At 70.0% G+C, this 22,210-nt stretch carries 22 protein-coding genes; 21 read left to right on the top strand and 1 reads right to left on the bottom strand.

What is annotated here, in order from left to right:
- Window positions 1–158: 158 nt before the first annotated feature.
- From paaA to paaE, 5 genes are read left to right on the top strand one after another with little or no spacing between them, the layout of a single operon-like run.
- Complete coding sequence (gene paaA, locus ACFY2Q_RS01555; RefSeq protein ID WP_387126488.1) at window positions 159–1,226, top strand: 1,2-phenylacetyl-CoA epoxidase subunit PaaA; 1,068 nt, start codon at window positions 159–161, stop codon at window positions 1,224–1,226.
- Window positions 1,223–1,510: a 1,2-phenylacetyl-CoA epoxidase subunit PaaB gene (gene paaB / locus ACFY2Q_RS01550; RefSeq protein ID WP_357990554.1), complete on the top strand. Its 288-nt coding sequence runs from the start codon at window positions 1,223–1,225 to the stop codon at window positions 1,508–1,510. The genes paaA and paaB overlap by 4 nt, the downstream gene beginning before the upstream one ends.
- Entirely contained in the window at window positions 1,507–2,232 is a 726-nt protein-coding gene (gene paaC / locus ACFY2Q_RS01545; RefSeq protein WP_387126485.1) for a 1,2-phenylacetyl-CoA epoxidase subunit PaaC, read from the top strand. Before paaB ends, paaC begins: the two co-directional genes overlap by 4 nt.
- Window positions 2,226–2,702 (top strand): 1,2-phenylacetyl-CoA epoxidase subunit PaaD, encoded by a 477-nt coding sequence (gene paaD / locus ACFY2Q_RS01540; RefSeq protein WP_387126482.1) that lies wholly within the window; start codon window positions 2,226–2,228, stop codon window positions 2,700–2,702. Before paaC ends, paaD begins: the two co-directional genes overlap by 7 nt.
- Complete coding sequence (gene paaE, locus ACFY2Q_RS01535; RefSeq protein WP_387126479.1) at window positions 2,699–3,808, top strand: 1,2-phenylacetyl-CoA epoxidase subunit PaaE; 1,110 nt, start codon at window positions 2,699–2,701, stop codon at window positions 3,806–3,808. Before paaD ends, paaE begins: the two co-directional genes overlap by 4 nt.
- Window positions 3,809–3,871: 63 nt before the next feature.
- Here the strand turns inward: paaE and ACFY2Q_RS01530 are convergent, their stop codons facing one another.
- Window positions 3,872–4,999, bottom strand: a complete 1,128-nt coding sequence (locus ACFY2Q_RS01530) for a Fic family protein (protein ID WP_387126477.1) — start codon at window positions 4,997–4,999, stop codon at window positions 3,872–3,874.
- 202 nt (window positions 5,000–5,201) lie between these two features.
- Between ACFY2Q_RS01530 and mqnC the strand changes: the two genes are divergently transcribed.
- The 16 genes from mqnC (at window position 5,202) to nuoK (ending at window position 22,159) form a co-directional block, all read left to right on the top strand.
- A complete protein-coding gene (gene mqnC, locus ACFY2Q_RS01525; protein WP_387126475.1) occupies window positions 5,202–6,392 on the top strand; it encodes a cyclic dehypoxanthinyl futalosine synthase in 1,191 nt (396 codons plus the stop codon).
- 403 nt (window positions 6,393–6,795) lie between these two features.
- Window positions 6,796–8,073, top strand: a complete 1,278-nt coding sequence (locus tag ACFY2Q_RS01520; RefSeq protein WP_387126473.1) for an LPXTG cell wall anchor domain-containing protein — start codon at window positions 6,796–6,798, stop codon at window positions 8,071–8,073.
- A 221-nt stretch (window positions 8,074–8,294) separates the two neighbouring features.
- Window positions 8,295–9,005, top strand: a complete 711-nt coding sequence (locus ACFY2Q_RS01515) for a demethylmenaquinone methyltransferase (RefSeq protein ID WP_387126471.1) — start codon at window positions 8,295–8,297, stop codon at window positions 9,003–9,005.
- Window positions 9,006–9,089: 84 nt separating this feature from the next.
- Window positions 9,090–9,314, top strand: coding sequence for a hypothetical protein (locus tag ACFY2Q_RS01510; protein WP_387126470.1), 225 nt, complete (start codon window positions 9,090–9,092; stop codon window positions 9,312–9,314).
- Between the two features lie 139 nt (window positions 9,315–9,453).
- Complete coding sequence (locus ACFY2Q_RS01505; protein WP_387126468.1) at window positions 9,454–10,731, top strand: geranylgeranyl reductase family protein; 1,278 nt, start codon at window positions 9,454–9,456, stop codon at window positions 10,729–10,731.
- Window positions 10,732–10,865: 134 nt separating this feature from the next.
- Window positions 10,866–11,231 carry an NADH-quinone oxidoreductase subunit A gene (locus ACFY2Q_RS01500; protein WP_387126466.1) on the top strand — a complete coding sequence of 122 codons (366 nt, stop codon included), beginning with the start codon at window positions 10,866–10,868 and terminating at the stop codon, window positions 11,229–11,231.
- A gap of 14 nt (window positions 11,232–11,245) precedes the next feature.
- Window positions 11,246–11,923: a NuoB/complex I 20 kDa subunit family protein gene (locus tag ACFY2Q_RS01495; RefSeq protein ID WP_387126464.1), complete on the top strand. Its 678-nt coding sequence runs from the start codon at window positions 11,246–11,248 to the stop codon at window positions 11,921–11,923.
- Complete coding sequence (locus tag ACFY2Q_RS01490) at window positions 11,920–12,657, top strand: NADH-quinone oxidoreductase subunit C (RefSeq protein WP_357484586.1); 738 nt, start codon at window positions 11,920–11,922, stop codon at window positions 12,655–12,657. The genes ACFY2Q_RS01495 and ACFY2Q_RS01490 overlap by 4 nt, the downstream gene beginning before the upstream one ends.
- Window positions 12,654–13,979, top strand: a complete 1,326-nt coding sequence (locus ACFY2Q_RS01485; protein WP_387126462.1) for an NADH-quinone oxidoreductase subunit D — start codon at window positions 12,654–12,656, stop codon at window positions 13,977–13,979. Before ACFY2Q_RS01490 ends, ACFY2Q_RS01485 begins: the two co-directional genes overlap by 4 nt.
- A complete protein-coding gene (gene nuoE / locus ACFY2Q_RS01480; RefSeq protein ID WP_387126460.1) occupies window positions 13,976–15,145 on the top strand; it encodes an NADH-quinone oxidoreductase subunit NuoE in 1,170 nt (389 codons plus the stop codon). Before ACFY2Q_RS01485 ends, nuoE begins: the two co-directional genes overlap by 4 nt.
- Window positions 15,142–16,458: an NADH-quinone oxidoreductase subunit NuoF gene (nuoF, locus tag ACFY2Q_RS01475; RefSeq protein WP_357003975.1), complete on the top strand. Its 1,317-nt coding sequence runs from the start codon at window positions 15,142–15,144 to the stop codon at window positions 16,456–16,458. The genes nuoE and nuoF overlap by 4 nt, the downstream gene beginning before the upstream one ends.
- Window positions 16,458–18,965: an NADH-quinone oxidoreductase subunit G gene (locus ACFY2Q_RS01470; RefSeq protein WP_387126458.1), complete on the top strand. Its 2,508-nt coding sequence runs from the start codon at window positions 16,458–16,460 to the stop codon at window positions 18,963–18,965. The genes nuoF and ACFY2Q_RS01470 overlap by 1 nt, the downstream gene beginning before the upstream one ends.
- Window positions 18,966–19,026: 61 nt before the next feature.
- Window positions 19,027–20,373, top strand: coding sequence for an NADH-quinone oxidoreductase subunit NuoH (gene nuoH / locus ACFY2Q_RS01465; protein WP_387126456.1), 1,347 nt, complete (start codon window positions 19,027–19,029; stop codon window positions 20,371–20,373).
- A gap of 1 nt (window position 20,374) precedes the next feature.
- On the top strand, window positions 20,375–21,016 hold the full coding sequence (nuoI, locus tag ACFY2Q_RS01460; RefSeq protein ID WP_387126454.1) for an NADH-quinone oxidoreductase subunit NuoI: 642 nt from the start codon (window positions 20,375–20,377) through the stop codon (window positions 21,014–21,016).
- Window positions 21,013–21,783 carry an NADH-quinone oxidoreductase subunit J gene (locus ACFY2Q_RS01455; protein WP_387126452.1) on the top strand — a complete coding sequence of 257 codons (771 nt, stop codon included), beginning with the start codon at window positions 21,013–21,015 and terminating at the stop codon, window positions 21,781–21,783. The genes nuoI and ACFY2Q_RS01455 overlap by 4 nt, the downstream gene beginning before the upstream one ends.
- 58 nt (window positions 21,784–21,841) lie before the next feature.
- Window positions 21,842–22,159 (top strand): NADH-quinone oxidoreductase subunit NuoK, encoded by a 318-nt coding sequence (gene nuoK, locus ACFY2Q_RS01450; protein WP_306272991.1) that lies wholly within the window; start codon window positions 21,842–21,844, stop codon window positions 22,157–22,159.
- The last annotated feature ends 51 nt before the right edge of the window (window positions 22,160–22,210 follow it).

The raw sequence follows: 22,210 nt of genomic DNA, 5'->3' as shown, positions 1-22,210 counted from the left end.
TGTGTCTTGTGTGCGGTTTCGCGTTTGGGCAGTGACCGAAGTCATAACGAAGGCGGTAGCGATGCGTGGTCAAAAAATGCCGATCCGTGACAGAAGGTGACTCGGGTTTCCTGTTACACCCCCTAGTGCATCAAGGCGCAAGCTGTAACACTTGCCTCATGTATGGCAGCGACTTCTCCGCATCGGACGACGCGCCCGGCGCTGGCCTGCTCGGCGAGGTCGAAGCGGCCGAGGCTGAGCTGCGTGCGGCCGCCGCGCGCCAGCGCCGGGGCGGACCGGCGCCCGACGAGGACCTGGCCGGGTACTTCGCCGAGGTGGTCGACGCGGAGCAGAAGATCGAGCCGCGGGACTGGATGCCCGACGCGTACCGCCGGACGCTGATCCGGCAGATCGCCCAGCACGCCCACTCCGAGATCATCGGCATGCAGCCCGAGGGCAACTGGATCAGCCGGGCGCCGTCGCTCAAGCGCAAGGCGATCCTGCTGGCCAAGGTGCAGGACGAGGCGGGCCACGGGCTCTACCTCTACGCCGCCGCCGAAACCCTCGGCATCAGCCGTGACGAGCTGGTCCAGTTGCTGCTCGACGGCAGGCAGAAGTACAGCTCGATCTTCAACTACCCCACCCTGACCTGGGCCGACGTGGGCGCGATCGGCTGGCTGGTGGACGGCGCGGCGATCGTCAACCAGGTGCCGCTGTGCCGCTGCTCCTACGGCCCGTACGCCCGGGCGATGATCCGGGTCTGCAAGGAGGAGTCGTTCCACCAGCGGCAGGGCTACGAGATCTTGCACACACTCGCGCACGGCACCCCCGGGCAGAAGGCGATGGCCCAGGACGCGGTGGACCGCTGGTGGTACCCGTCGCTCGCGATGTTCGGCCCGCCGGACGGCGACTCGACCCACTCCACCCAGTCGATGGCCTGGAAGATCAAGCGCTTCTCGAACGACGATCTGCGGCAGCGCTTCGTCGACATGTGCGTCCAGCAGGCCGAGGTCCTCGGGCTGCGCATCCCCGATGACGACCTGCGCTGGAACGAGGAGCGGCAGGCGTACGACTACACCCAGCCGGACTACGACGAGCTGATGCGGGTGATCTCCGGCAACGGGCCGTGCAACCGGGAACGGATGGCACACCGCCGGGCCGCGCACGCCGACGGCGCATGGGTACGCGAGGCCGCCGCGGCGTACGCCGCCAAGCGGGCGGAGAACAGGGAGAAGGTAGCCGCGTGAGCACCGAACACTCGCCGCTGTGGGAGGTCTTCGTGCGGGCGCGGCGCGGGCTGTCACACACCCACGTCGGCAGCCTGCACGCCCCCGACGCCGAGCTGGCCCTGCGCAACGCCCGGGACCTCTACACCCGTCGGCAGGAGGGCGTGTCGATCTGGGTGGTGCCGGCCGGCGCGATCACCGCGTCGAGCCCTGACGAGAAGGACTCCTTCTTCGACCCGGCCGCCGACAAGGTCTACCGCCACCCCACCTTCTACGAGGTGCCGGACGGGGTGGCCCACCTGTGAACGGGCCCTTCGACTTCACGCTTGCTCTCGGCGACGACGCGCTGATCGCGGCGCAGCGGCTGGGCGAGTGGACCACTCGCGCACCGGAGATGGAAGAGGACATCGCGCTTGCCAACATCGCCCTCGACCAGCTCGGCGCGGCCCGCCTGCTGCTGTCGTACGCGGGCGAGCTGGAGGGCGCCGGCCGCGACGAGGACGCGCTTGCGTACCTGCGTGACGACCGCGAGTTCCGCAACGTGCTCCTGGTCGAGCTGCCCAACGGCGACTTCGCGGTGACCATGGCGAAGCTGTTCTTCCTGGCGGCGTACCAGTTGCCGCTCTACACGGCGCTCGCCGGGTGCGGGGACGAGCGGCTGGCCGCGATCGGCGCGAAGGCCCGCAAGGAGTCGGCGTACCACCTGGACCACGGCGCGCTGTGGGTGAAGCGGCTCGGCGACGGCACCGAGGAGTCGCACCGTCGGATGCAGGCGGCCGTCGACCAGGTGTGGCCGTACACCCATGAACTGTTCGTCGCGGACCCGGCGGCGCCTGTCGACCCGGCCACCCTGCGGCCGGCGTTCGACGACACCGTCGGCCCGGTGCTGGCCGAGGCGACGCTCACCCGACCGGAGGGCGGCTGGGCGCCGGGCGGCGGACGGGCCGGTGTGCACACCGAGCACCTGTCCTACCTGCTCGCCGAGATGCAGGTGCTGCACCGCGCCCACCCGGGGGCGACGTGGTGAACCCCAGGGCCGCGGCTGCGTCGGTGGTGGACCCGGAGATCCGGGTGATCACCATCGACGAGCTGGGCATCCTGCGGGCCGTCGAGGAGGACCCGGCAAGCGGTCGGGTCACCGTCACGATCACCCCGACCTACACCGGCTGCCCGGCCATGGACGTGATCCGGGCCGACATCCGGCGTGCGCTCGCCGGCGCCGGGCACCCGGACGTCGAGGTCCGCACGGTCTACAGCCCGCCGTGGAGCACCGACTGGATCTCCGACGGTGGGCGGGCCAAGCTCGCCGCCGCCGGGATCGCCCCACCGTCGCCAGTACGCGCCCCCGGCGTGGTGTCGTTGACCCTCGCGGTCCGCTGCCCGCAGTGCGGCTCGCCGGAGACCGAACAGGTCAGCCGGTTCGGCTCCACCGCGTGCAAGGCGCTGTGGCGGTGCCGTTCCTGCTCCGAACCCTTCGACCACCTGAAGGCACTGTGACAGTCACGATCTCCCGGCCGGTTCGCCGTCGGCCGGCCTTCCACCCGCTGCCGGTCTCCGCCGTCGACCGGCTCACCGACGACTCGGTGGCTGTCACGTTCGCCGTACCCGAGGAGTTGCGCGACACCTTCGCGTTCCGCGCGGGCCAGCACCTCACCGTGCGCCGGGTGACCGAGGGTGGCGAGGACGTGCGCCGGTCGTACTCCATCTGCTCCACCCCCGACGACCTGGCCCGGCACGGCCGGTTGCGGATCGGGGTGCGGGAGATCCCCGGCGGCGCGTTCTCGGCGTTCGCGTGCGGCGCGCTGCGCGGTGGCGACACGGTCGAGGTGCTGCCGCCGCTGGGCACCTTCACCACGGCGTTCGCGCCGGACCGGGTGCGGCACTACGGCGCGGTCGTCGCCGGCTCCGGCATCACCCCGGTGCTCGGGCTCGTCGCGACGGCCCTGGCCGTCGAGCCGGCCAGCACCTTCACACTGGTGTACGGCAACCGCACGGCCAACACGGTGATGTTCGTCGAGGAGTTGGCCGACCTGAAGGACCGCTATCCCACCCGGCTGCACCTGGTGCACGTGCTGTCCCGGGAGCAGGGCGAGTCGCCGCTGCTCTCCGGTCGGATCGACGCCGAACGGCTGGGCCGTCTGCTGGACACCATCGTGCCGGGCGACGTCATCGAGGAGTGGTTCCTCTGCGGCCCGTACGCCATGGTGGTCGACGCCCGGGACGTGCTGACCGCGCGCGGGCTGCCCGAGTCGGCGGTACGCACCGAGTTGTTCCACGTCGACGCGCCGCCGGAGCCGGTGCGGCGTCCCGCCGACCAGCCGGGCGCCGGAGCGGAGATCACGATCGTGCTGGACGGGCGGTCGTCGAGCTTCACGATGGGCCGCGAGGAGCGGGTGCTGGACGCCGCGCTGAAGGTGCGCGGCGAGTTGCCGTACGCCTGCAAGGGCGGCGTCTGCTCGACATGCAAGGCGAAGGTCGTCGACGGCGCGGTAACGATGGCCCGCAACTACGCCCTGGAGCCCGACGAGTTGGCGGCGGGCTACGTGCTGACCTGCCAGTCCAGCCCGACCACCGACAAGCTCACAGTCGACTACGACGCCTGAGGATCGGCAGTTCGCCGAGGTAGCCAGGGGAGTTGCGGGCGGTACTCCCCGAGCAGGGTGGACTCACAGTCGATACGGATCGGTGATTTCCTTTGGGATGAGCGCGGGTGCCGCGAGGTCGCGGAGCGCTGGTGCGGCGAGGTAGTACCGCCCTCGGGTCTGCCCGCGCTGTTCGAGCATTCCCGCCCGCACCAGGGCGCGTAGGTCGCGGGTGGCCTGGTCGTCAGTGAGGCCCTCGTCGCGTTGAAAGATCGTGCGGCGCACCCGGCCGCCAGCCGAGGCCAGATGCAGTGCGCTCACCACGCGCTCGGGCAACCCGTTGCGGCGGACCCAGGTGTCGAGCAGTTCCCAGAGTTGTGCGGCTTGATCAATGCGCTGCCGGACAAGTTGGGCCTGTTGATGATGGGCGCCCAGGCAGAATCTGACCCACTTTCCGGTGTCGTTGTCCGGCGACCATGCCGGGCCGCCTACCTCGCCGAGCACGTCGTAGTAGGCGTACGTGTTGCGGCCGGCGCCGAGCCACTCCTCGATCGAGGAGAACTCCGGGGCGAGTACGCCGTCCCGGGCGAGGACGAGGGTGTGCAGGCAACGGGACATGCGGCCATTCCCGTCTCGCCAGGGGTGGATCTTGACAAGGTTCAGATGGGCCATCGAAGCACGTACGAGCAGCGGAGTCTCCGGCTCTCCGTCGGCTAGCCAGTCGATCAGCTCGGCGATCAGGGCTGGGACGTCGTCCGCGTCTGGACCGGTGTAGACCCGGCGGCCGGTGTGCGCCTCGTCGACATGGATGTCTCCAGGTCGGAATCGGCCCGGCCACTTGGCGAGGTCGTGTCGAAGCATCATGAAGTGTAGGGAGTTCATCAGCATGTGCTGCCAGGTGAACTCCTGCGAGCGGGCGAGTTGTTGCACGTAGGTAAGTGCGTCTCGGTAACCGGTGATGACATCCCAGGTCTGCGGACTCGTCTCCACAGGGTCCTCGCCGGCAACGGCTGCGGCTGCGTCGTCAAGCGTCACCTGATAGCCCTCGATCGAATTCGAGCCCTGGATGGCACGGGCGATCAGAGTGCGGCGGAGCTGCCCCGTCCAGCGGTGCGGTTCGGCGAGTTGGTATCGCAGGCTGGCCCGCATCGTGTCCAACTCGTCGAGCACACGCAAGTCCTCGTCGGAGAGCGCAGGCGTCTGGTAGAGCATCGGCTAATGCTACAGACAATTTGGCATTTTGCCGAAATCATTTAGGCATTCCGGGCTTGTCGGCGGTTCAACCGGCCACACGGCAGGACACCGCTGGCCCGGCACCAGGACTCAGCCCGTCCCAGGTGCCGACTCGGGGGTGTGCGTCACGCGCGCCGGAGGGGCGTGCCGGCCGCCGGAGGACCGACGTAGGCTCGGGGGCGTGACGGTGAGCCGGGAGATCGACGACATCCTGCAGCGCGGCGCGGACGGCGGGCGGATCACGCCCGAGGAGGCCCTGCTGCTCTACACCGAGGCGCCCTTCCACGCGCTTGGCGAGGCGGCGGACGCGGTGCGCAGGCGGCGCTATCCGGACAACGTCGTCACGTACCTGATCGATCGCAACATCAATTACACGAACGTCTGCGTGACGGCGTGCAAGTTCTGCGCGTTCTACCGGGCGCCGAAGCACTCCGAGGGGTGGACCCACCCGACCGAGGAGATCCTGCGCCGCTGCGCCGAGGCGGTCGAGCTGGGCGCGACCCAGGTGATGCTCCAGGGCGGGCACCACCCGGACTACGGCGTCGAGTACTACGAGGAGCTGTTCTCCTCGGTCAAGCAGGCGTACCCGCAGCTGGTCATCCACTCGATCGGCCCCAGCGAGATCCTGCACATGGCCAAGGTGTCCGGCGTGAGCCTGGACGAGGCCATCGCCCGGATCAAGGCCGCCGGCCTGGACTCCATCGCCGGTGCCGGGGCGGAGATGCTGCCCGAGCGTCCGCGCAGGGCCATCGCGCCGCTCAAGGAGTCGGGTGAGCGCTGGCTGGAGGTCATGGAGCTGGCCCACCGCCAGGGCATCGAGTCGACCGCCACCATGATGATGGGCACCGGCGAGACGCACGCCGAGCGGATCGAGCACCTCCGGATGATCCGTGACGTGCAGGACCGCACCCGTGGCTTCCGGTCGTTCATCCCGTGGACGTACCAGCCGGAGAACAACCACCTCAAGGGCCGCACGCAGGCGACCACGCTGGAATACCTGCGGCTGGTCGCGGTCGCCCGGCTCTTCTTCGAGACCGTGCCGCACCTGCAGGCGTCCTGGCTGACCACAGGCAAGGACGTCGGGCAGCTCGCGCTGCACATGGGCGTGGACGACCTCGGCTCGATCATGCTGGAGGAGAACGTCATCTCCTCGGCCGGCGCCCGGCACCGCTCCAACCTGCACGAGCTGATCGGCATGATCCGTTCCGCCGACCGGATCCCGGCGCAGCGGGACACCCTCTACAACCGGCTGGCGGTGCACCACACGCCTGCCGACGATCCGACCGACGACCGGGTGGTGTCGCACTTCTCGTCGATCGCGCTGCCCGGTGGCGGTGCCGGCCGGTCGCTCCCGCTGGTCGAGGTCAACTGAGACTGGTCGCGGCCCGGCCGTTCGGCTGACCCGGGGGTCATGCTCCCGCGCGGCCGTGTCGGCGGTACGGGTCGTCCCTGTCGTCGCAGCGCCAGGCTGACCGCTGCGGGGCTGGTGGAGATGATCGTGGGCGGCTACCGTCCGGGCTCATATCCGTCCTCACCATCCACCGTTTCACGCGGTCGGGTGGGTGCTGTCCCGGGATGGTCCTCCATCGACCCGTGAGGGGTCGTTCATATAACGCACGGCGGTACGGGCGGGATGGGTGACCATTCCGCCCGTTCCGTTTGTCCGGTCCGGTCCGGACGGTTGAAAACCGTCTCCCAGTGTGGCGCCGGAGATCGACATTCGATAACGTCCGCTCGTTCCACACATTTCTTCTTCCCTATCCCCCGGGGGACTGATGACAGCGTTCCACCGCTCGACCCTGGCTCGCGCCGCCGTCGTGGCCCTGCTCGCGGCTGGTGGCCTGGCCACCGTCGCCGCCCCGGCGCAGGCGGCCGGCGGGGCCGACCTGGCGCTGCAGCCGTTGAGCTACCAGCTGGCCAAGGGCGTCAAGGAGGCCAAGGCCAAGCCGTTCAAGTTCCAGGTCGACAACACCCGGAGCACGGTCGACGCCAAGGACGTCCGGGTGACCGTGGAGACGAAGGGCCTCAAGAACCGCAAGGTCGGCTACCTCGTCCCGATCGGATGCGACGTCACCGGCACGACCTTCACCTGTCTGCTCGGCGATCTGGCCGCAGGCACCACCGAGGACTTCGGCCTCCCGCTCTTTTCCACAGGCGGTCGCGGTGACGGCGGCAGGCTTGTCGTCACGATCAGCTCAGCCACCACCGACCCCAATCTCGGCGACAACACGGTCGAGCACGACATCACCGTCACCGAACCCGGCTACGACCTCACCGCCTGGGTGCAGGACGTCTACGCCAACGTGACGGTGGACGGGGACGAGGTCGGCGAGTCCGATCTCCAGGCCGTGAAGCTCGGCGACACCGCGCCGCTGGACTGGGCGATCTTCAACGACGGCAGCCGCAAGGCGACAGGCGTGGCGTACGGGATCACCCTGCCGGCCGGCGTCACCTTCGCCGAGCTGCCGGAGAGCTGCGTCGAGCAGCCGCTGGGTGCCTTGGCGAACGCGTACTGCGAGGACACCGGCGTGGTGCTGAAGCCGGGGCAGTTCTACACCGCTGCGGTCCGGGTGAAGGTCGGCGCGGGCGTCACCGAGTCGGTGCTCCGGCCGGGCTTCCTGTGGGCCTTCGGTCTGGACGCCGCCGCGGGCAACCCCGAGGAGCAGCCGAAGGTGGCCACCGGTGCGCAGCGTCGGGCGTTCACCGAGGTCGACGAGGTGGACAACAGCGCGCAGTTCGACGTCTTCGTCGACCTGACCGTGCGGCCCACCCCGACCCCGACCCCGTCGGCGACGCCCACGGCGAACCCGACGGCCACTCCGACCCCGGGCGGCACGACGTCGCCGGACGCGACCACGTCCCCCGGCGTGACCACGTCGCCGGCCGCCGGTGGCGGCTCCGGTGGTGGCGGTCTCCCGGTCACCGGCGTGCAGGTCGGCCTGATCGGCGGCATCGGCGGCATGATCCTGCTCGTGGGTGGAGCGCTGCTGGTGCTCTCCCGCCGGCGCAAGGTCGTCCTGGTGGCACCGGGCGACGAGAAGTCGACCGACTGACCGAAGCGTGACGCGAGGGCGGGGTGGGCAACCACCCCGCCCTTTTCGCGCGCCCGGGTCGGTGCCGGCGGCGCGGCCCGTGCCGGCAGCGTCGCGCCGCTCGCGTCGGCACGTGCGGGCTGCGTCGGGGCGCACGTGCCGGCTGCGCCGACGCTTCCGGCTGGCCGGGGGTACGCAGACCCAGCGGTCGTCGGTTGGACGGCGGCTGGCAGAGTGGAGGGGTGAGCCGTACCCCGCAGGGCCAGCGCGCCAGCCTGGACAAGCAGCCGCACGAGGTCGCCGCGATGTTCGACGGCGTGGCCGAGCGTTACGACCTGACAAACACCGTGCTCTCCTTCGGTCAGGACCGTTCCTGGCGTCGGGCCACCCGCGCCGCGCTCGGCCTGCGGCCGGGTGAGCGGGTGCTCGACGTGGGCGCGGGCACCGGAGTCTCGACCCGTGAGCTGGCCCAGTCCGGGGCGTACGCGGTCGGCGCCGACCTGTCGCTTGGCATGTTGTACGCGGGCAAGCGGGTTCGGCCCGAGGTGCCGCTGCTGGCGGGGGACGCGCTGCGGCTGCCTTTCGCCGACGCCAGCTTCGACGCGGTGACCATCTCGTTCGCGTTGCGCAACGTCAACGACACCGACGCGGCCCTGCGTGAGCTGGCACGGGTGACCCGCCCCGGAGGGCGGCTGGTGGTCTGCGAGTTCAGCACCCCGGTCAACCCGGCCTTCCGGACGGTCTACCTGTCGTACCTGATGCGGTCCCTGCCGGCGGTGGCCCGGGGCGTGTCCAGCAACCCGGAGGCGTACGTCTACCTGGCCGAGTCGATCCGGGCCTGGCCGGATCAGGCCGCGCTGGCCGGACGCGTCGGTGCGGCTGGGTGGGGCCGTGTGGCGTGGCGCAACCTGACCGGCGGCGTGGTCGCCCTGCACCGGGGGATCCGCGAGTAGTCGCGGAGGATCACCCAACCCGGACATAATTCGGGTTTCGTTAATACCAGCATTTAGTCCACTTTGCCCGGTACGCTCGTCGGCATGACCGGAGCAGACCCGGCGGACCCGGTGGCCGCCACCGACGACGACGCGGCCGAACTCGTCGCGCAACTGCGTGCGCTGGCGGGTGCCGACCCCGCCGACGTGCGGCAGGTGGTCGCCGAGGTGCTGGCCGCGCTGGACCGGGCGGCCGGGGGAGCGCTGCGTGAGCATCTGCCGGAGTCCATCCGGGCCGATGCCGGCCTGGACGCGCCCAGCCGAGCCTGAGACCTGGCACTTTGGACGGTCACCGGCTGTCACATCCCGCGGGTTAGGTACCCCTGGTCCTGCGTAGGCATGACGTCGGTCATACACTCGTCCCGTCTGGCTTGTGAAGCATTTCACGAGCGTGCGGGAGGAGGCGCGAATGACCGCGGTGGAACACGACGCCGACGTCATTGTCGTTGGCGCCGGTCCCGGTGGATCGGCAACTGCGTACCACCTGGCCCGGCACGGCGCACGGGTGCTGGTGTTGGAGAAGACCGAGTTCCCCCGGGAGAAGGTCTGCGGCGACGGGCTGACCCCGCGCGCGGTGCGGCAGCTCATCCGGATGGGTGTGGACACCTCGCCCGAGGCCGGCTGGCTGCACAACCGGGGCCTGCGCGTGATCGGCGGCGGCGTACGCCTCGAACTGGACTGGCCCGACCTGGCGAGCTTCCCCAACTACGGCCTGGTGCGTACGAGGCTCGACTTCGACGACCTGCTCGCCAAGCGTGCGGTTGCCGCCGGCGCGGAGCTCCGCACAAACGTGAACGTGCTCGGCCCGGTGCTCGACGGCGACGGCCGGGTGACAGGTGTCGAGGCGGAGGTGGGCCCGGGCAAGGAGCCCGCCACCTTCCGCGCCCCGCTTGTCGTGGCGGCCGACGGGGTCTCCGGTCGGTTCCCGCTCGCGCTCGGGCTGGCCAAGCGGGAGGACCGGCCGATCGGCGTGGCCGTCCGCCGCTACTACCGCTCACCTGTCAAGCACGACGACAACTACCTGGAGTCGTGGCTGGAGCTGCGCAGCAAGGACAGCGGCGACAACCTGCTGCCCGGCTACGGCTGGATCTTCGGCCTCGGTGACGGCCGCGTCAACGTCGGCCTCGGCGTGCTCAACTCGTCCTCCGCGTTCGGCAAGACCAACTACCGCAGGCTGCTCACCGACTGGCTCGCCAACACCCCCGAGGACTGGGGGATGACCGACGAGGCCAACGCCGAGGGCCCGATCCTCGGTGCGGCGCTGCCGATGGGCTTCAACCGGGTGCCTCACTACACGCGCGGCGTGCTGCTGGTCGGCGACTCCGGCGGCATGGTCAACCCGTTCAACGGCGAGGGCATCGCGTACGCCATGGAGTCCGGCGAACTGGCCGCGGAGGTCGTGGCCCAGGCCCTCGCCCGCCCGGCCGGCCCGGAGCGGGAGCGGGCGCTGATGGCGTACCCGAACGAGCTGAAGGCCCGGCTCGGTGGCTACTACCGGCTCGGCGGCATCTTCGTGAAGCTGATTGGCCGTCCGGAGATCATGCGGATCGCCACCAAGCACGGAATGCCACACCCGACGCTGATGCGATTCGTGCTCAAACTGTTGGCCAACCTGACCGATCCCCGTGGCGGGGACGCGATGGACCGGGTCATCAACGCGATGACGAAGGCAGCGCCAGCCGTCTAGGACAACCGGTATCGGTGCAGGTCACAGCCCCGATCCGGACAAAGATCGACCCCCGGCGGCAGCCACCGCGAGGGACGTGAATAGTGTGATTTTCGTCAAGCATCGAGGGCAGGGAAGGACGAGCAGGAGAAAAGATGTCGCTCTCGCCTTACGCACCGATCATCGGGCTCTTCGCCATCGCCGCGGCGTTCGCGCTGTTCTCCGTTGGCGCCGCTCGGATTACTGGCCCCCGTCGCTATAACAAGGCCAAGCTCGAGGCCTATGAGTGCGGCATCGAGCCCAGCCCGCAGCCGGTTGGCGGCGGGCGGTTCCCGATCAAGTTCTACCTGACGGCGATGCTCTTCATCGTCTTCGACATCGAGATCATCTTCCTCTACCCCTGGGCGGTCTCGTTCGACGCTCTGCCGATCTTCGGCTTCGTGGAGATGGTCCTGTTCATCGTCGCGGTCTTCGTCGCGTACGCCTATGTGTGGCGGCGCGGCGGCCTGGACTGGGACTGAGGAAGGAACGTCAGATGGGCATCGAGGAGAAGCTTCCCGCCGGCGTCCTGCTCACCTCGGTGGAGAAGCTGGTCAACTGGTCTCGGAAGTCGTCCGTGTGGGGCGCCACCTTCGGCCTGGCCTGCTGCGCCATCGAGATGATGGCCGCCGGTGGTCCGCACTACGACATGGGCCGCTGGGGCATGGAGGTCTTCCGGGCCTCGCCCCGGCAGGCCGACCTGATGATCGTGGCCGGCCGGGTGAGTCAGAAGATGGCACCGGTGCTGCGCCAGATCTACGACCAGATGGCCGAGCCCCGCTGGGTGCTCTCGATGGGCGTCTGCGCCAGCAGCGGCGGCATGTTCAACAACTACGCGATCGTGCAGGGCGTCGACCACGTCGTGCCTGTCGACATGTACCTGCCCGGCTGCCCGCCCCGGCCCGAGATGCTCATCGACGCGATCCTCAAGCTCCGCGAGAAGATCATGTACGAGCCGCTGGGCGCGAACGGTCGCAAGATGCAGGCGGCCCGGCAGGAGCGCGGTGACGTTCCCGTCGTGCCGTACGGCTCCATGCCGTCCTCGTACCGCAGCGACAAGGCCCGGCGTGCCGAGTGGACCCAGGCGGTCCGCGAGGGGCGCGAGGAGCAGTTGCGGATCGAGAACTGGATGAACGCCCAGAACCACCTCCACCCGCAGGTAGGCCCCAAATGACGTCACCCACCGACAAGCCCAACGACGGCGGGGTGCCGGTGCCGGTCACCCCGGCCGGCGCCAGCGGCACCGCACCGGCGGAGTACCCGCCGTCCAGCCCTGCCGGCCGCGGGATGTTCGGCAACCAGGGCACCGGCGACGTGTCCGGCTACGGCGGCCTGGTCCGTCAGCGCCAGCCGATCGAGGAGGCCGCGCGGCCCTACGGCGGCTACTTCGACGAGGTCCGCGACGCGTTGGAGGAGGCGTACCCGGCCTTCGGTGACGCGATCGAGAAGGTCGTCGTCGACAGGGGTGAGCTGACCCTGCACGTGCGCCCGGAGCGGATCGCCGAGGTCTGCCAGGTGCTGCGGGACGACATGGCGCTGCGATTCGAGCTGTGCTCCTCGGTGTCCGGTGTGGACTACCTCGGTGCCGACGAGCGCCGGCTGCACGTGGTCTACCTGCTCACCTCGATGACGTACCGGCGTCGGGTCCGGCTGGAGGCCGCGGTCTCCGTCGAGCAGCCGCACCTGCCCAGCGTGACAGCCGTCTACCCGACGGCGGACTGGCAGGAGCGCGAGGCGTACGACATGTTCGGGATCGTCTTCGACGGCCACCCCAGCCTGACCCGGATCCTCATGCCGGACGACTGGGAGGGCCACCCGCAGCGCAAGGACTACCCGCTCGGTGGGGTGCCCGTCGAATACAAGGGCGCCGAGATCCCGCCGCCGGACCGGAGGAGGTCGTACCAGTGACGACGTCGAACTACGCGACCGAGCACGAGACCACCGAGGGTCGGGTCTTCACCGTCACCGGTGGCGACTGGGACACGGTCGTCTCGAGCACCGACCCGATCAACGACGAGCGGATCGTGGTCAACATGGGTCCGCAGCACCCGTCCACGCACGGGGTGCTGCGACTGGTCCTGGAGTTGGAGGGCGAGACGGTCCGCGAGGCCCGCTCGGTCGTCGGCTACCTGCACACCGGCATCGAGAAGAACCTCGAATACCGCAACTGGGTGCAGGGCTCGACCTTCGTGACCCGGATGGACTATCTCGCCCCGATCTTCAACGAGACGGCGTACGCGCTCGCGGTCGAGAAGCTGCTCGGCATCACCGACGACATCACCGAGCGGGCCACCACCATCCGCGTGCTGATGATGGAGCTCAACCGCATCTCGTCGCACCTGGTCTGGCTGGCCACCACTGGCATGGAGCTGGGCGCGATCTCGATCATGTTGTACGGCTTCCGCGAGCGGGAGTACATCCTCGACATCTTCGAGACGATCACCGGCCTGCGGATGAACCACGCGTACGTCCGGCCGGGCGGTGTGGCGCAGGACGTCCCGGACGAGGCGATCGTCAAGATCCGCGAGTTCCTCAAGATGATGCCGAAGAAGCTCAAGGAGTACGAGGACCTGCTCTCCGGCCAGCCGATCTGGACCGAGCGCACCAAGAACGTCGCGGTGCTGGACGTGACCGGCTGCGTGGCGCTCGGCATCACCGGGCCGGTGCTGCGCTCTGCCGGGCTCGCCTGGGACCTGCGCAAGACCATGCCGTACTGCGGGTACGAGACGTACGAGTTCGACGTGCCGACGCACCCCGACGGCGACGTGTGGGGCCGCTACCTGGTCCGGCTCGCCGAGATCCGGGAGTCGATGAAGCTTGTCGAGCAGGCACTGGACCGGCTGCGGCCGGGCCCGGTGATGGTCGCCGACCGCAAGATCGCCTGGCCGGCCCAGCTCGCCATCGGTGTCGACGGCATGGGCAACTCGCTTGAGCACGTCGCCAAGATCATGGGTCAGTCGATGGAGTCGCTGATCCACCACTTCAAGCTGGTCACCGAGGGCTTCCGGGTCCCGCCCGGCCAGGTGTACGTCGCCATCGAGTCGCCTCGCGGCGAGTTGGGCGTGCACGCGGTCTCCGACGGTGGCACCCGGCCGTACCGGGTGCACTACCGGGAGCCGAGCTTCGTCAACCTCCAGGCCCTGCCGGCGATGGCCGAGGGCGGCCTGATCGCCGACGTGATCGCCGGCGGCGCCTCGCTGGACCCCGTGATGGGTGGGTGTGACCGATGAGCTTTTCTGACGAGACCCGGGAGCGGGCGCGCGAGATCATCGCCCGCTACCCGGCGGACCGGTCCCGCTCGGCGTTGCTGCCGCTGCTGCACCTGGTCCAGTCGGAGGAGGGCTACGTCTCTCCGGCCGGTGTCACGTTCTGCGCCGAGGTGCTCGGCCTGAACAAGGCGCAGGTCGGCGCGGTGGCCACCTTCTACACCATGTACAAGCGCAAGCCGACCGGTGACTTCCTGGTGAGCGTCTGCACCAACACGATGTGCAATGTGCTGGGTGGCCAGGAGGTCTACGACACCCTCACCGAGCACCTGGGCGTCGGCCACGACGAGACCACCGCCGACGGAAAGATCACGCTGGAGCACGCCGAGTGCCTGGCGGCCTGCGACTACGGCCCGGTGATGACGGTCAACTACGACTTCTTCGACGGCGTCGACCCGTCCACTGCGGTCGGTGTGGTCGACGAGTTGCGCGCCGGTGGCCGGCCGATGCCGACCCGCGGCGCCCGGCTCTGCACGCTCAAGGAGATGGCGGTGCAGCTCGCCGGTTTCGCCGACGAGCGCGAGGGCGCGGTCGCCGACGGCGGGCCGGGCGAGGCCACCCTGCGCGGGTTGCGGCTGGCGCAGGAGCACGGCGTCTCGGTGCCGGGCTTCGACCCGAACACCCCGATCCGCAGCAAGGCGGAGGCGGACAAGGCCGCCGCCGAGGCGAAGGCGAAGGCGGAGGCCGCAAAGCCGGCGCCCGCCGAGGCCAGCGCGGCACCGGTCAAGGGCGGCGACGGGGCTTCCGCTCCGACGGGTACGCCCGCAAACGCCGGCGCCGGCGAGCCGGCTCCCGCAGCGGCGGCGACCGGCAGCACCGCACCGGACGTGAAGGCACCGGACGACAAGTCTCCGCAGGTGCGTACCGCCGAGACCCGGCAGCCCGACGCGAGCACCGCCGCGCCGGACGCCCCCGGCACCAAGGTCCCGGCGGAGACCTCGCCGCCGGCCCCGCGCGACGCGCAGCGGGCCGAGGCCGCCGGCGTGGCGGCAAACGCGCCGGCCGGCGACGGCAAGCCCGCTGGCGACGACGCCGGGGCGCAGGAGCGCAACCTCACCGAAGCGAAAACTGGCACGGACGCCGACGGCACCGATCCGGCGGACGCGAACGAAACGGGGGCCCAGAAGTGACCACTCCCCGCCAGGAGACGCTGGCCAAGCTGACGCCGGTGCTGACCAAGCGCTGGCTGTCGCCGGACGCCTGGCGGATCGGCACCTATGAGCAGTTGGACGGCTACGCCGCGCTGCGCAAGGCCCTCAAGGCCCACCCGGACGACCTGATCCAGCTGATCAAGGACTCCGGGCTGCGCGGCCGGGGTGGCGCGGGCTTCCCCACAGGTCTCAAGTGGGGCTTCATCCCGCAGGGCGACGGCAAGCCGCACTACCTCGTGGTCAACGCCGACGAGGGCGAGCCGGGCACCTGCAAGGACCTGCCGCTGATGACCCACGACCCGCACGCGCTCGTCGAGGGCGTGATCATCGCGTCGTACGCGATCCGGGCCAACCGCGCCTACATCTACATCCGGGGCGAGGCGGTGCACGCCGCGCGGCGGCTGCGCAACGCCGTCCAGGAGGCGTACGACAAGGGTTACCTCGGTCGGAACATCCTGCGCAGCGGCTACGACCTGGAGCTGGTGGTGCACTCCGGCGCCGGGGCGTACATCTGTGGCGAGGAGACGGCGCTGCTGGACTCGCTGGAGGGGTTCCGTGGTCAGCCCCGGCTGCGCCCGCCGTTCCCGGCCACCCACGGCCTGTACGCCAGCCCGACGGTGGTGAACAACGTCGGCACCATCGCCAGCGTGCCGCCGATCGTGCTCGGCGGGGCCGACTGGTGGAAGTCCATGGGCACCGAGAAGTCGTCCGGGCCGATGATCTACTCGCTCTCCGGCCGGATCGTGAACCCCGGCCAGTACGAGTGCTCGATGGGCGTCACGCTGCGCGAGCTGCTGGAGCTGGCCGGCGGGATGCAGCCCGGCCACAACCTGCGGTTCTGGACCCCGGGCGGCTCGTCGACCCCACTGCTCGCCGCCGAGCACCTGGACGTGCCGCTGGACTTCGAGGGGGTGGCGGCGGCCGGCTCGATCCTCGGCACCACTGCCACCCAGATCTTCTCCGACCAGGACTGCCCGGTCTACGCGACGTACCGGTGGCTGGAGTTCTACCACCACGAGTCGTGCGGCAAGTGCACCCCGTGCCGCGAGGGCAACTACTGGATGGTCCGGGTCTACCGGCGGATCCTCGCCGGTCAGGGCACCCACGAGGACCTGGACACCCTGCTGGACACCTGTGACAACATCCTCGGCCGCTCGTTCTGCGGCCTCGGTGACGGCGCGACCAGTTCGGTGACCTCGTCGCTGAAGTACTTCAAGCAGGACTACCTCGACTACATCGAGGGTCGTACTGCGCCGAAGCTCTCCGACAAGCAGCTGGTTGGAGCTCACTGATGACGGACGTAGCCAAGCAGACCGAAACGGTCACCCTCACCATCGACGGCGTCGAGGTCACCGCTCCCAAGGGGACGCTGCTGATCCGGGCCGCCGAGCAGATGGGCACCGAGATCCCCCGGTTCTGCGACCACCCGCTGCTGGCCCCGGCCGGCGCGTGCCGGCAGTGCCTGGTCGAGGTGGAGGGGCAGCGCAAGCCTGTCGCCTCCTGCACCCAGACCGTCGCCGACGGCATGGTCGTGCGCACCCAGCTCACCTCGCCGGTCGCCAAGAAGGCGCAGGAGGGGGTGATGGAGCTGCTGCTGCTCAACCACCCGCTGGACTGCCCGATGTGTGACAAGGGCGGCGAGTGCCCGCTGCAGAACCAGGCGATGTCCACCGGCCGCACCGACTCGCGCTTCCACGAGCACAAGCGGGAGTACGAGAAGCCGATGGCGATCAGCAGCCAGGTGCTGCTGGACCGCGAGCGCTGCGTGCTCTGCCAGCGTTGCACCCGGTTCTCCGAGGAGATCGCCGGCGACAAGTTCATCGACCTGATGGGCCGGTCGTCCGCCGAGGAGATCAACATCTACCGGGACGACGCGTACGGCGAAGAGGGCGACGCCGGGGACGTCCCGTTCAACTCCTACTTCTCCGGCAACACGGTGCAGATCTGCCCGGTGGGTGCGCTTACCGGCGCCCAGTACCGCTTCCGGGCCCGCCCGTTCGACCTGGTCTCCAGCCCGAGCGTCTGCGAGCACTGCTCGGCCGGCTGCGGGCAGCGCACCGACTGGCGGCGCGGCAAGGTGCTGCGCCGGCTGGCCGGTGACGAGCCGGAGGTGAACGAGGAGTGGAACTGCGACAAGGGCCGGTGGGGCTTCCAGTACACCCGCGCCACCGACCGGCTGACCACCCCGCTGGTCCGCGACGAGCGCACCGGTGAGCTGCGCGAGGCGTCCTGGAGTGAGGCGCTCACCGTGGCCGCCGAGGGGCTGCGCGCGGCCCGCGACAGCGGCCAGGGCACTGCGGTGCTCACCGGCGGTCGGCTGACCGTCGAGGACGCGTACGCGTACGCGAAGTTCGCCCGCGTCGCGCTGAACACCAACGACATCGACTTCCGGGCCCGGCCGGTCTCCCGCGAGGAGGCCGACTTCCTGGCCAGCTCGGTCGCCGGGGTCACCGACGTCACCTACACCGACGTGGAGAACGCGCCGGCGGTGGTGCTCGTCGGCCTGGAGCCGGAGGAGGAGTGCCCGATCCTCTTCCTGCGGCTACGCAAGGCGTACCTGAAGAAGACCCTGACGGTGTACGCGCTGGCGCCCTTCGCCACCCGCGGCCTGGAGAAGCTCGGCGCCAAGCTGGCCCGGGTGGTACCGGGCGAGGAGGCGAGCGTGCTCGCCGAGCACGCCACAGTCGCCGAGGCGCTCAGCGCGCCGGGAGCGGTCCTGATCGTCGGCGAGCGGCTGGCAAGTGTGCCGGGCGGGCTCTCCGCCGCGGCGGACGTGGCCCGGCGTACCGGCGCGAAGCTGGCCTGGGTGCCGCGGCGCGCGGGTGACCGTGGCGCTGTCGACGCGGGCTGCCTGCCCAACCTGCTCCCCGGCGGCCGGCTGGTCAACGAGCCGGCCGCGCGGGCCGAACTGGGCGAGGCGTGGGACATCCCGGCCGGGGTGATCCCGAGCCAGGCCGGTCGGGACACCGACGGCATCCTGGCGGCCGCCGCCAACGGGCAGCTCGGCGCGCTTGTGGTCGGCGGGGTCGACCCGGCCGACCTGGCCGACCCGCGACTGGCCGAGACCGCCCTGGACGCGGTGCCGTTCCTGGTCAGCCTGGAGCTGCGCGGCAGCGCGGTGACCCGGCGGGCGAACGTGGTCCTGCCGGTCGCCCCGGTGGTCGAGAAGGCTGGCAGCTTCCTGGACTGGGAGGGCCGGCTGCGGCCGTTCGAGGCGGTGCTGAAGACCGCGGCGATGACCGACGGTCGGGTGCTCGACGCCCTGGCGGCGCTGCTCGACGTGCGACTCGGCACGGCCGACGTGCCGAGCGTGCGCCGCGAGCTGGGCTCGCTGCCGGCCACGCGGATGTCACGGCCGGCTCCGCCGTCGGTGTCGCCGGGCGCGACGCCGCAGCCGCGTGACGGGGAGGCCGTACTGGCCACCTGGCACCAGCTGGTCGACCTCGGCAGCCTGACCGACGGCGACGAGCACCTCGCCGGCACCGCCCGCCCGCCTGTCGTCCGGCTGGGCAAGGGCACCGCAGAGGCGCTCGGTGTCGTCGACGGCGACGCGGTCACGGTCGGCACCGACCGGGGGGCATTGACCCTGCCGGCGGCGCTCACCGAGATGCCGGACGGCGTCGTCTGGGTGCCCACGAACTCGCCGGGCTCGACAGTGCGACGCAGCCTCGGGGCGACGTCCGGCACTGTCGTCCGGATCTCGGTCCCCGCACCGAGCGTGGCCGTGCCGGCCGGGCGGGTGGCGGCCGACGAGGCCGGCCTCCCGGGTCCGCTCCTCAACGCTGGGGGTAACCAGTGAGCGCGAGGAGTGAACGAGCGCAGCGAGTGAGCCCCGCAATCGCGAACGAAAGGTGGGCACAGTGAGCGTCCTCCTAGCCCAGGATCCGACGCTTGCCGATTTCGGCCAGGATCCGTTGTGGCTGGTCCTCATCAAGATCCTCTTCGCGTTCGTCGTCGCTGTGCTGGCCACCCTGTTGGGCGTCTGGTTCGAGCGGCGCGTCGTGGGCTACATGCAGGTGCGGCCCGGCCCCAACCAGGTCGGTCCGTTCGGCCTGCTGCAGACCCTCGCCGACGGTCTGAAGCTGGCCTTCAAGGAAGACATCCTGCCGAAGGCGGCGGACAAGGTCGTCTACTTCTTCGCGCCGGTGATCTCGGTGGTCTGCGCGGTCACCGCGCTGTCGGTGATGCCGTTCGGCCCGATGGTCAGCATCTTTGGCCACCGGACGCCGTTGCAGGTCACCGACGTGCCGGTGGCCGTCCTGCTGGTGCTGGCCCTGTCGTCGCTCGCGGTGTACGGCATCGTGCTCGGCGGCTGGGCATCCGGCTCCACGTACCCGCTGCTCGGCGGCCTGCGCTCCGCCGCCCAGTTGGTCTCCTACGAGGTCACGCTGGGCCTGAGCGTGGTCGCGGTGTTCATGACCGCGGGCACGATGTCCACGAGCGGCATCGTCGCCGCCCAGGGGGACGCCACCGAGCTCAGCATCGGCGGCGTCACGGTCCACGCTCCCGGTTGGTACGCGATCCTGCTGCTGCCGAGCTTCGTCATGTTCTTCATCGCCATCGTCGGTGAGACGAACCGGGCGCCGTTCGACCTGCCCGAGGCGGAGTCGGAGCTGGTGGCGGGCTTCCAGACCGAGTACAGCTCGCTCAAGTTCGCGCTCTTCATGCTCAGCGAGTACGTCGCGATGGTGACGATGTCGGCATTCACCGTGACGCTCTTCCTCGGTGGCTGGCACGCGCCGTGGCCGATCACGATCTGGGAGGGCGCCAACTCCGGTTGGTGGCCGATGCTCTGGTTCTTCGGCAAGGTGATCATGCTGGTCTTCGTCTTCGTGTGGCTGCGCGGCACGCTGCCCCGGCTGCGCTACGACCAGTTCATGCGGCTCGGCTGGAAGGTGCTGCTGCCGATCAACCTGGCCTGGATCCTGGTCCTGGCGGGCCTGCGGTCCATCGAGGACTGGGACTCGCGCGGCAAGCTCATCGCGGTAGGCATCCCGGCCGGCATCCTGCTGATCGCCACGCTGTTCTGGCCGAACCGCAAGCCCAAGCCGACGCCGACCACGCAGGAACAGGTGGACAGCCGGCCGTACGGCAGCTTCCCGCTGCCACCGATGGATCTACAGGTACCACCGAGCCCGCGTATCACGCGCGTGGTCGCCGAGCGGGAGCCGGCCAACATCGCCGGCTCGGACTCCAGGGAGGTGTGACGTGGGCGCGATAACCGGAACGTTCAAGGGATTCGGGGTCACCTTCTCGCACATGTTCAGGAAGGTCGTCACCACCGACTATCCGTTCAAGCCGCCGGTTTCGGCGCCGCGCTACCACGGGCGGCACATCCTCAACCGGCACCCGGACGGCCTGGAGAAGTGCATCGGCTGTGAGCTGTGCGCCTGGGCCTGCCCGGCGGACGCGATCTACGTCGAAGGTGGCGACAACACCGACGAGCAGCGCTTCTCGCCGGGTGAGCGGTACGCGAGCATCTACCAGATCAACTACGCCCGGTGCATCTTCTGCGGGCTGTGCATCGAGGCCTGCCCGACCCGTTCGCTCACCATGAGCAACGAGTACGAGCTGGCCCGGGACAACCGGCAGGACCTGATCTTCACGAAGGAGCAGCTGCTGGCACCGCTGCTCGAAGGCATGGAGCAGCCGCCGCACCCGATGCGGCTGGGCGACAGCGAGAAGGACTACTACGTCGGCGCGCTCGACAACCCGGGCACCTCCGCCGGTGCCGAGACGTCCCCGATGGGCCCCGGCCGCTACAAGGTCGAGGAGCACCCCGGCGTGACGTTCCCGGGTGCCGAGCAGGCCGCCCAGCGTGCGGCGGCCGGCAAGGGAGAGGAAGCATGACCACGTCTACGGTGCTGGCCGCGGCGGGCGGGGTGTCCGGCGGCGAGCAGGTCACCTTCTGGATCCTCGCGCCCCTCGCGCTGCTCGGCGCGATCGGGATGGTGGCCGCACGCAACGCCGTGCACTCGGCGCTCTGGCTGGTGCTCACCATGCTCTGCCTGGGCGTGTTCTACGTGCTCCAGGCCGGGCCGTTCATCGGCATGGTGCAGATCATCGTCTACACCGGCGCGATCATGATGCTGTTCCTGTTCGTGCTCATGCTTGTCGGCCGAGACGCCTCCGACTCGTTGATCGAGACGCTGCGCGGCCAGCGGGTCGCCGCCATCGTGCTGGGTGTGGGCTTCGCCGGCCTGATCGGCAGCGGCGTCTACCACGCGCTGGACGGCACCACAGCTGTCGGCCTGGAGCAGGTCAACGCGGAGGGCAACGTCGAGGGCATCGCCCGGCTGCTCTTCACCAAGTACGTCCTGGCGTTCGAGTTGACGTCGGCGCTGCTGATCACCGCGGCGGTCGGTGCCATGGTGCTCGCACACGTCGAGCGGCGTAAGCAGGACAAGGTCGACCAGCCGTCGACGATGCGGGCCCGCTTCGCGCCGGGCAACTACCCCGGCCCCAAGCCCGGCCCCGGTGTCTTCGCGACGTCCTCCTCGGTGGCCACCCCGGCCCGGCTGCCCGACGGCCGCCTGACCGACCGCAGCACCCCGGCGATCCTTCCGCAGCGCGAGCTGACCGCCGAGGAGACCTCGCTGAAGGGGACGGACCGGTGAGCGCGAGGAGTGCAGCGAAGCGGAGCCCCGCAGTCGCGAACGGAAGGCGAGACAAGTAATGGAATCGTTCTTCTCGGTCGAGCCGAACTACTACCTGGTCCTCGCCGCGGTGCTGTTCACCATCGGCGCCGCCGGGGTGCTCGTCCGGCGCAACGCGATCGTGCTGTTCATGTGCGTGGAGCTGATGCTCAACGCGGCCAATCTGACGCTTGTCACCTTCAGCCGGATCAACGGTGACCTCAACGGCCAGATCATGGCGTTCTTCGTGATGGTGGTGGCCGCGGCCGAGGTCGTGGTCGGGCTCGCGATCATCATGTCGATCTTCCGGACTCGACGCTCCGCGAGCGTCGACGACGCCAACCTGCTCAAGTACTAAGGGGCAAGCAGTGGAAGAGAATCTGGCGCACGCCGCAGCGGCGCCGCTCGG

The organism is Micromonospora sp. NPDC000316 (assembly GCF_042898885.1).
Classification (GTDB): domain Bacteria; phylum Actinomycetota; class Actinomycetes; order Mycobacteriales; family Micromonosporaceae; genus Micromonospora.
This window is presented reverse-complemented; position numbering and strand designations above follow the sequence as displayed.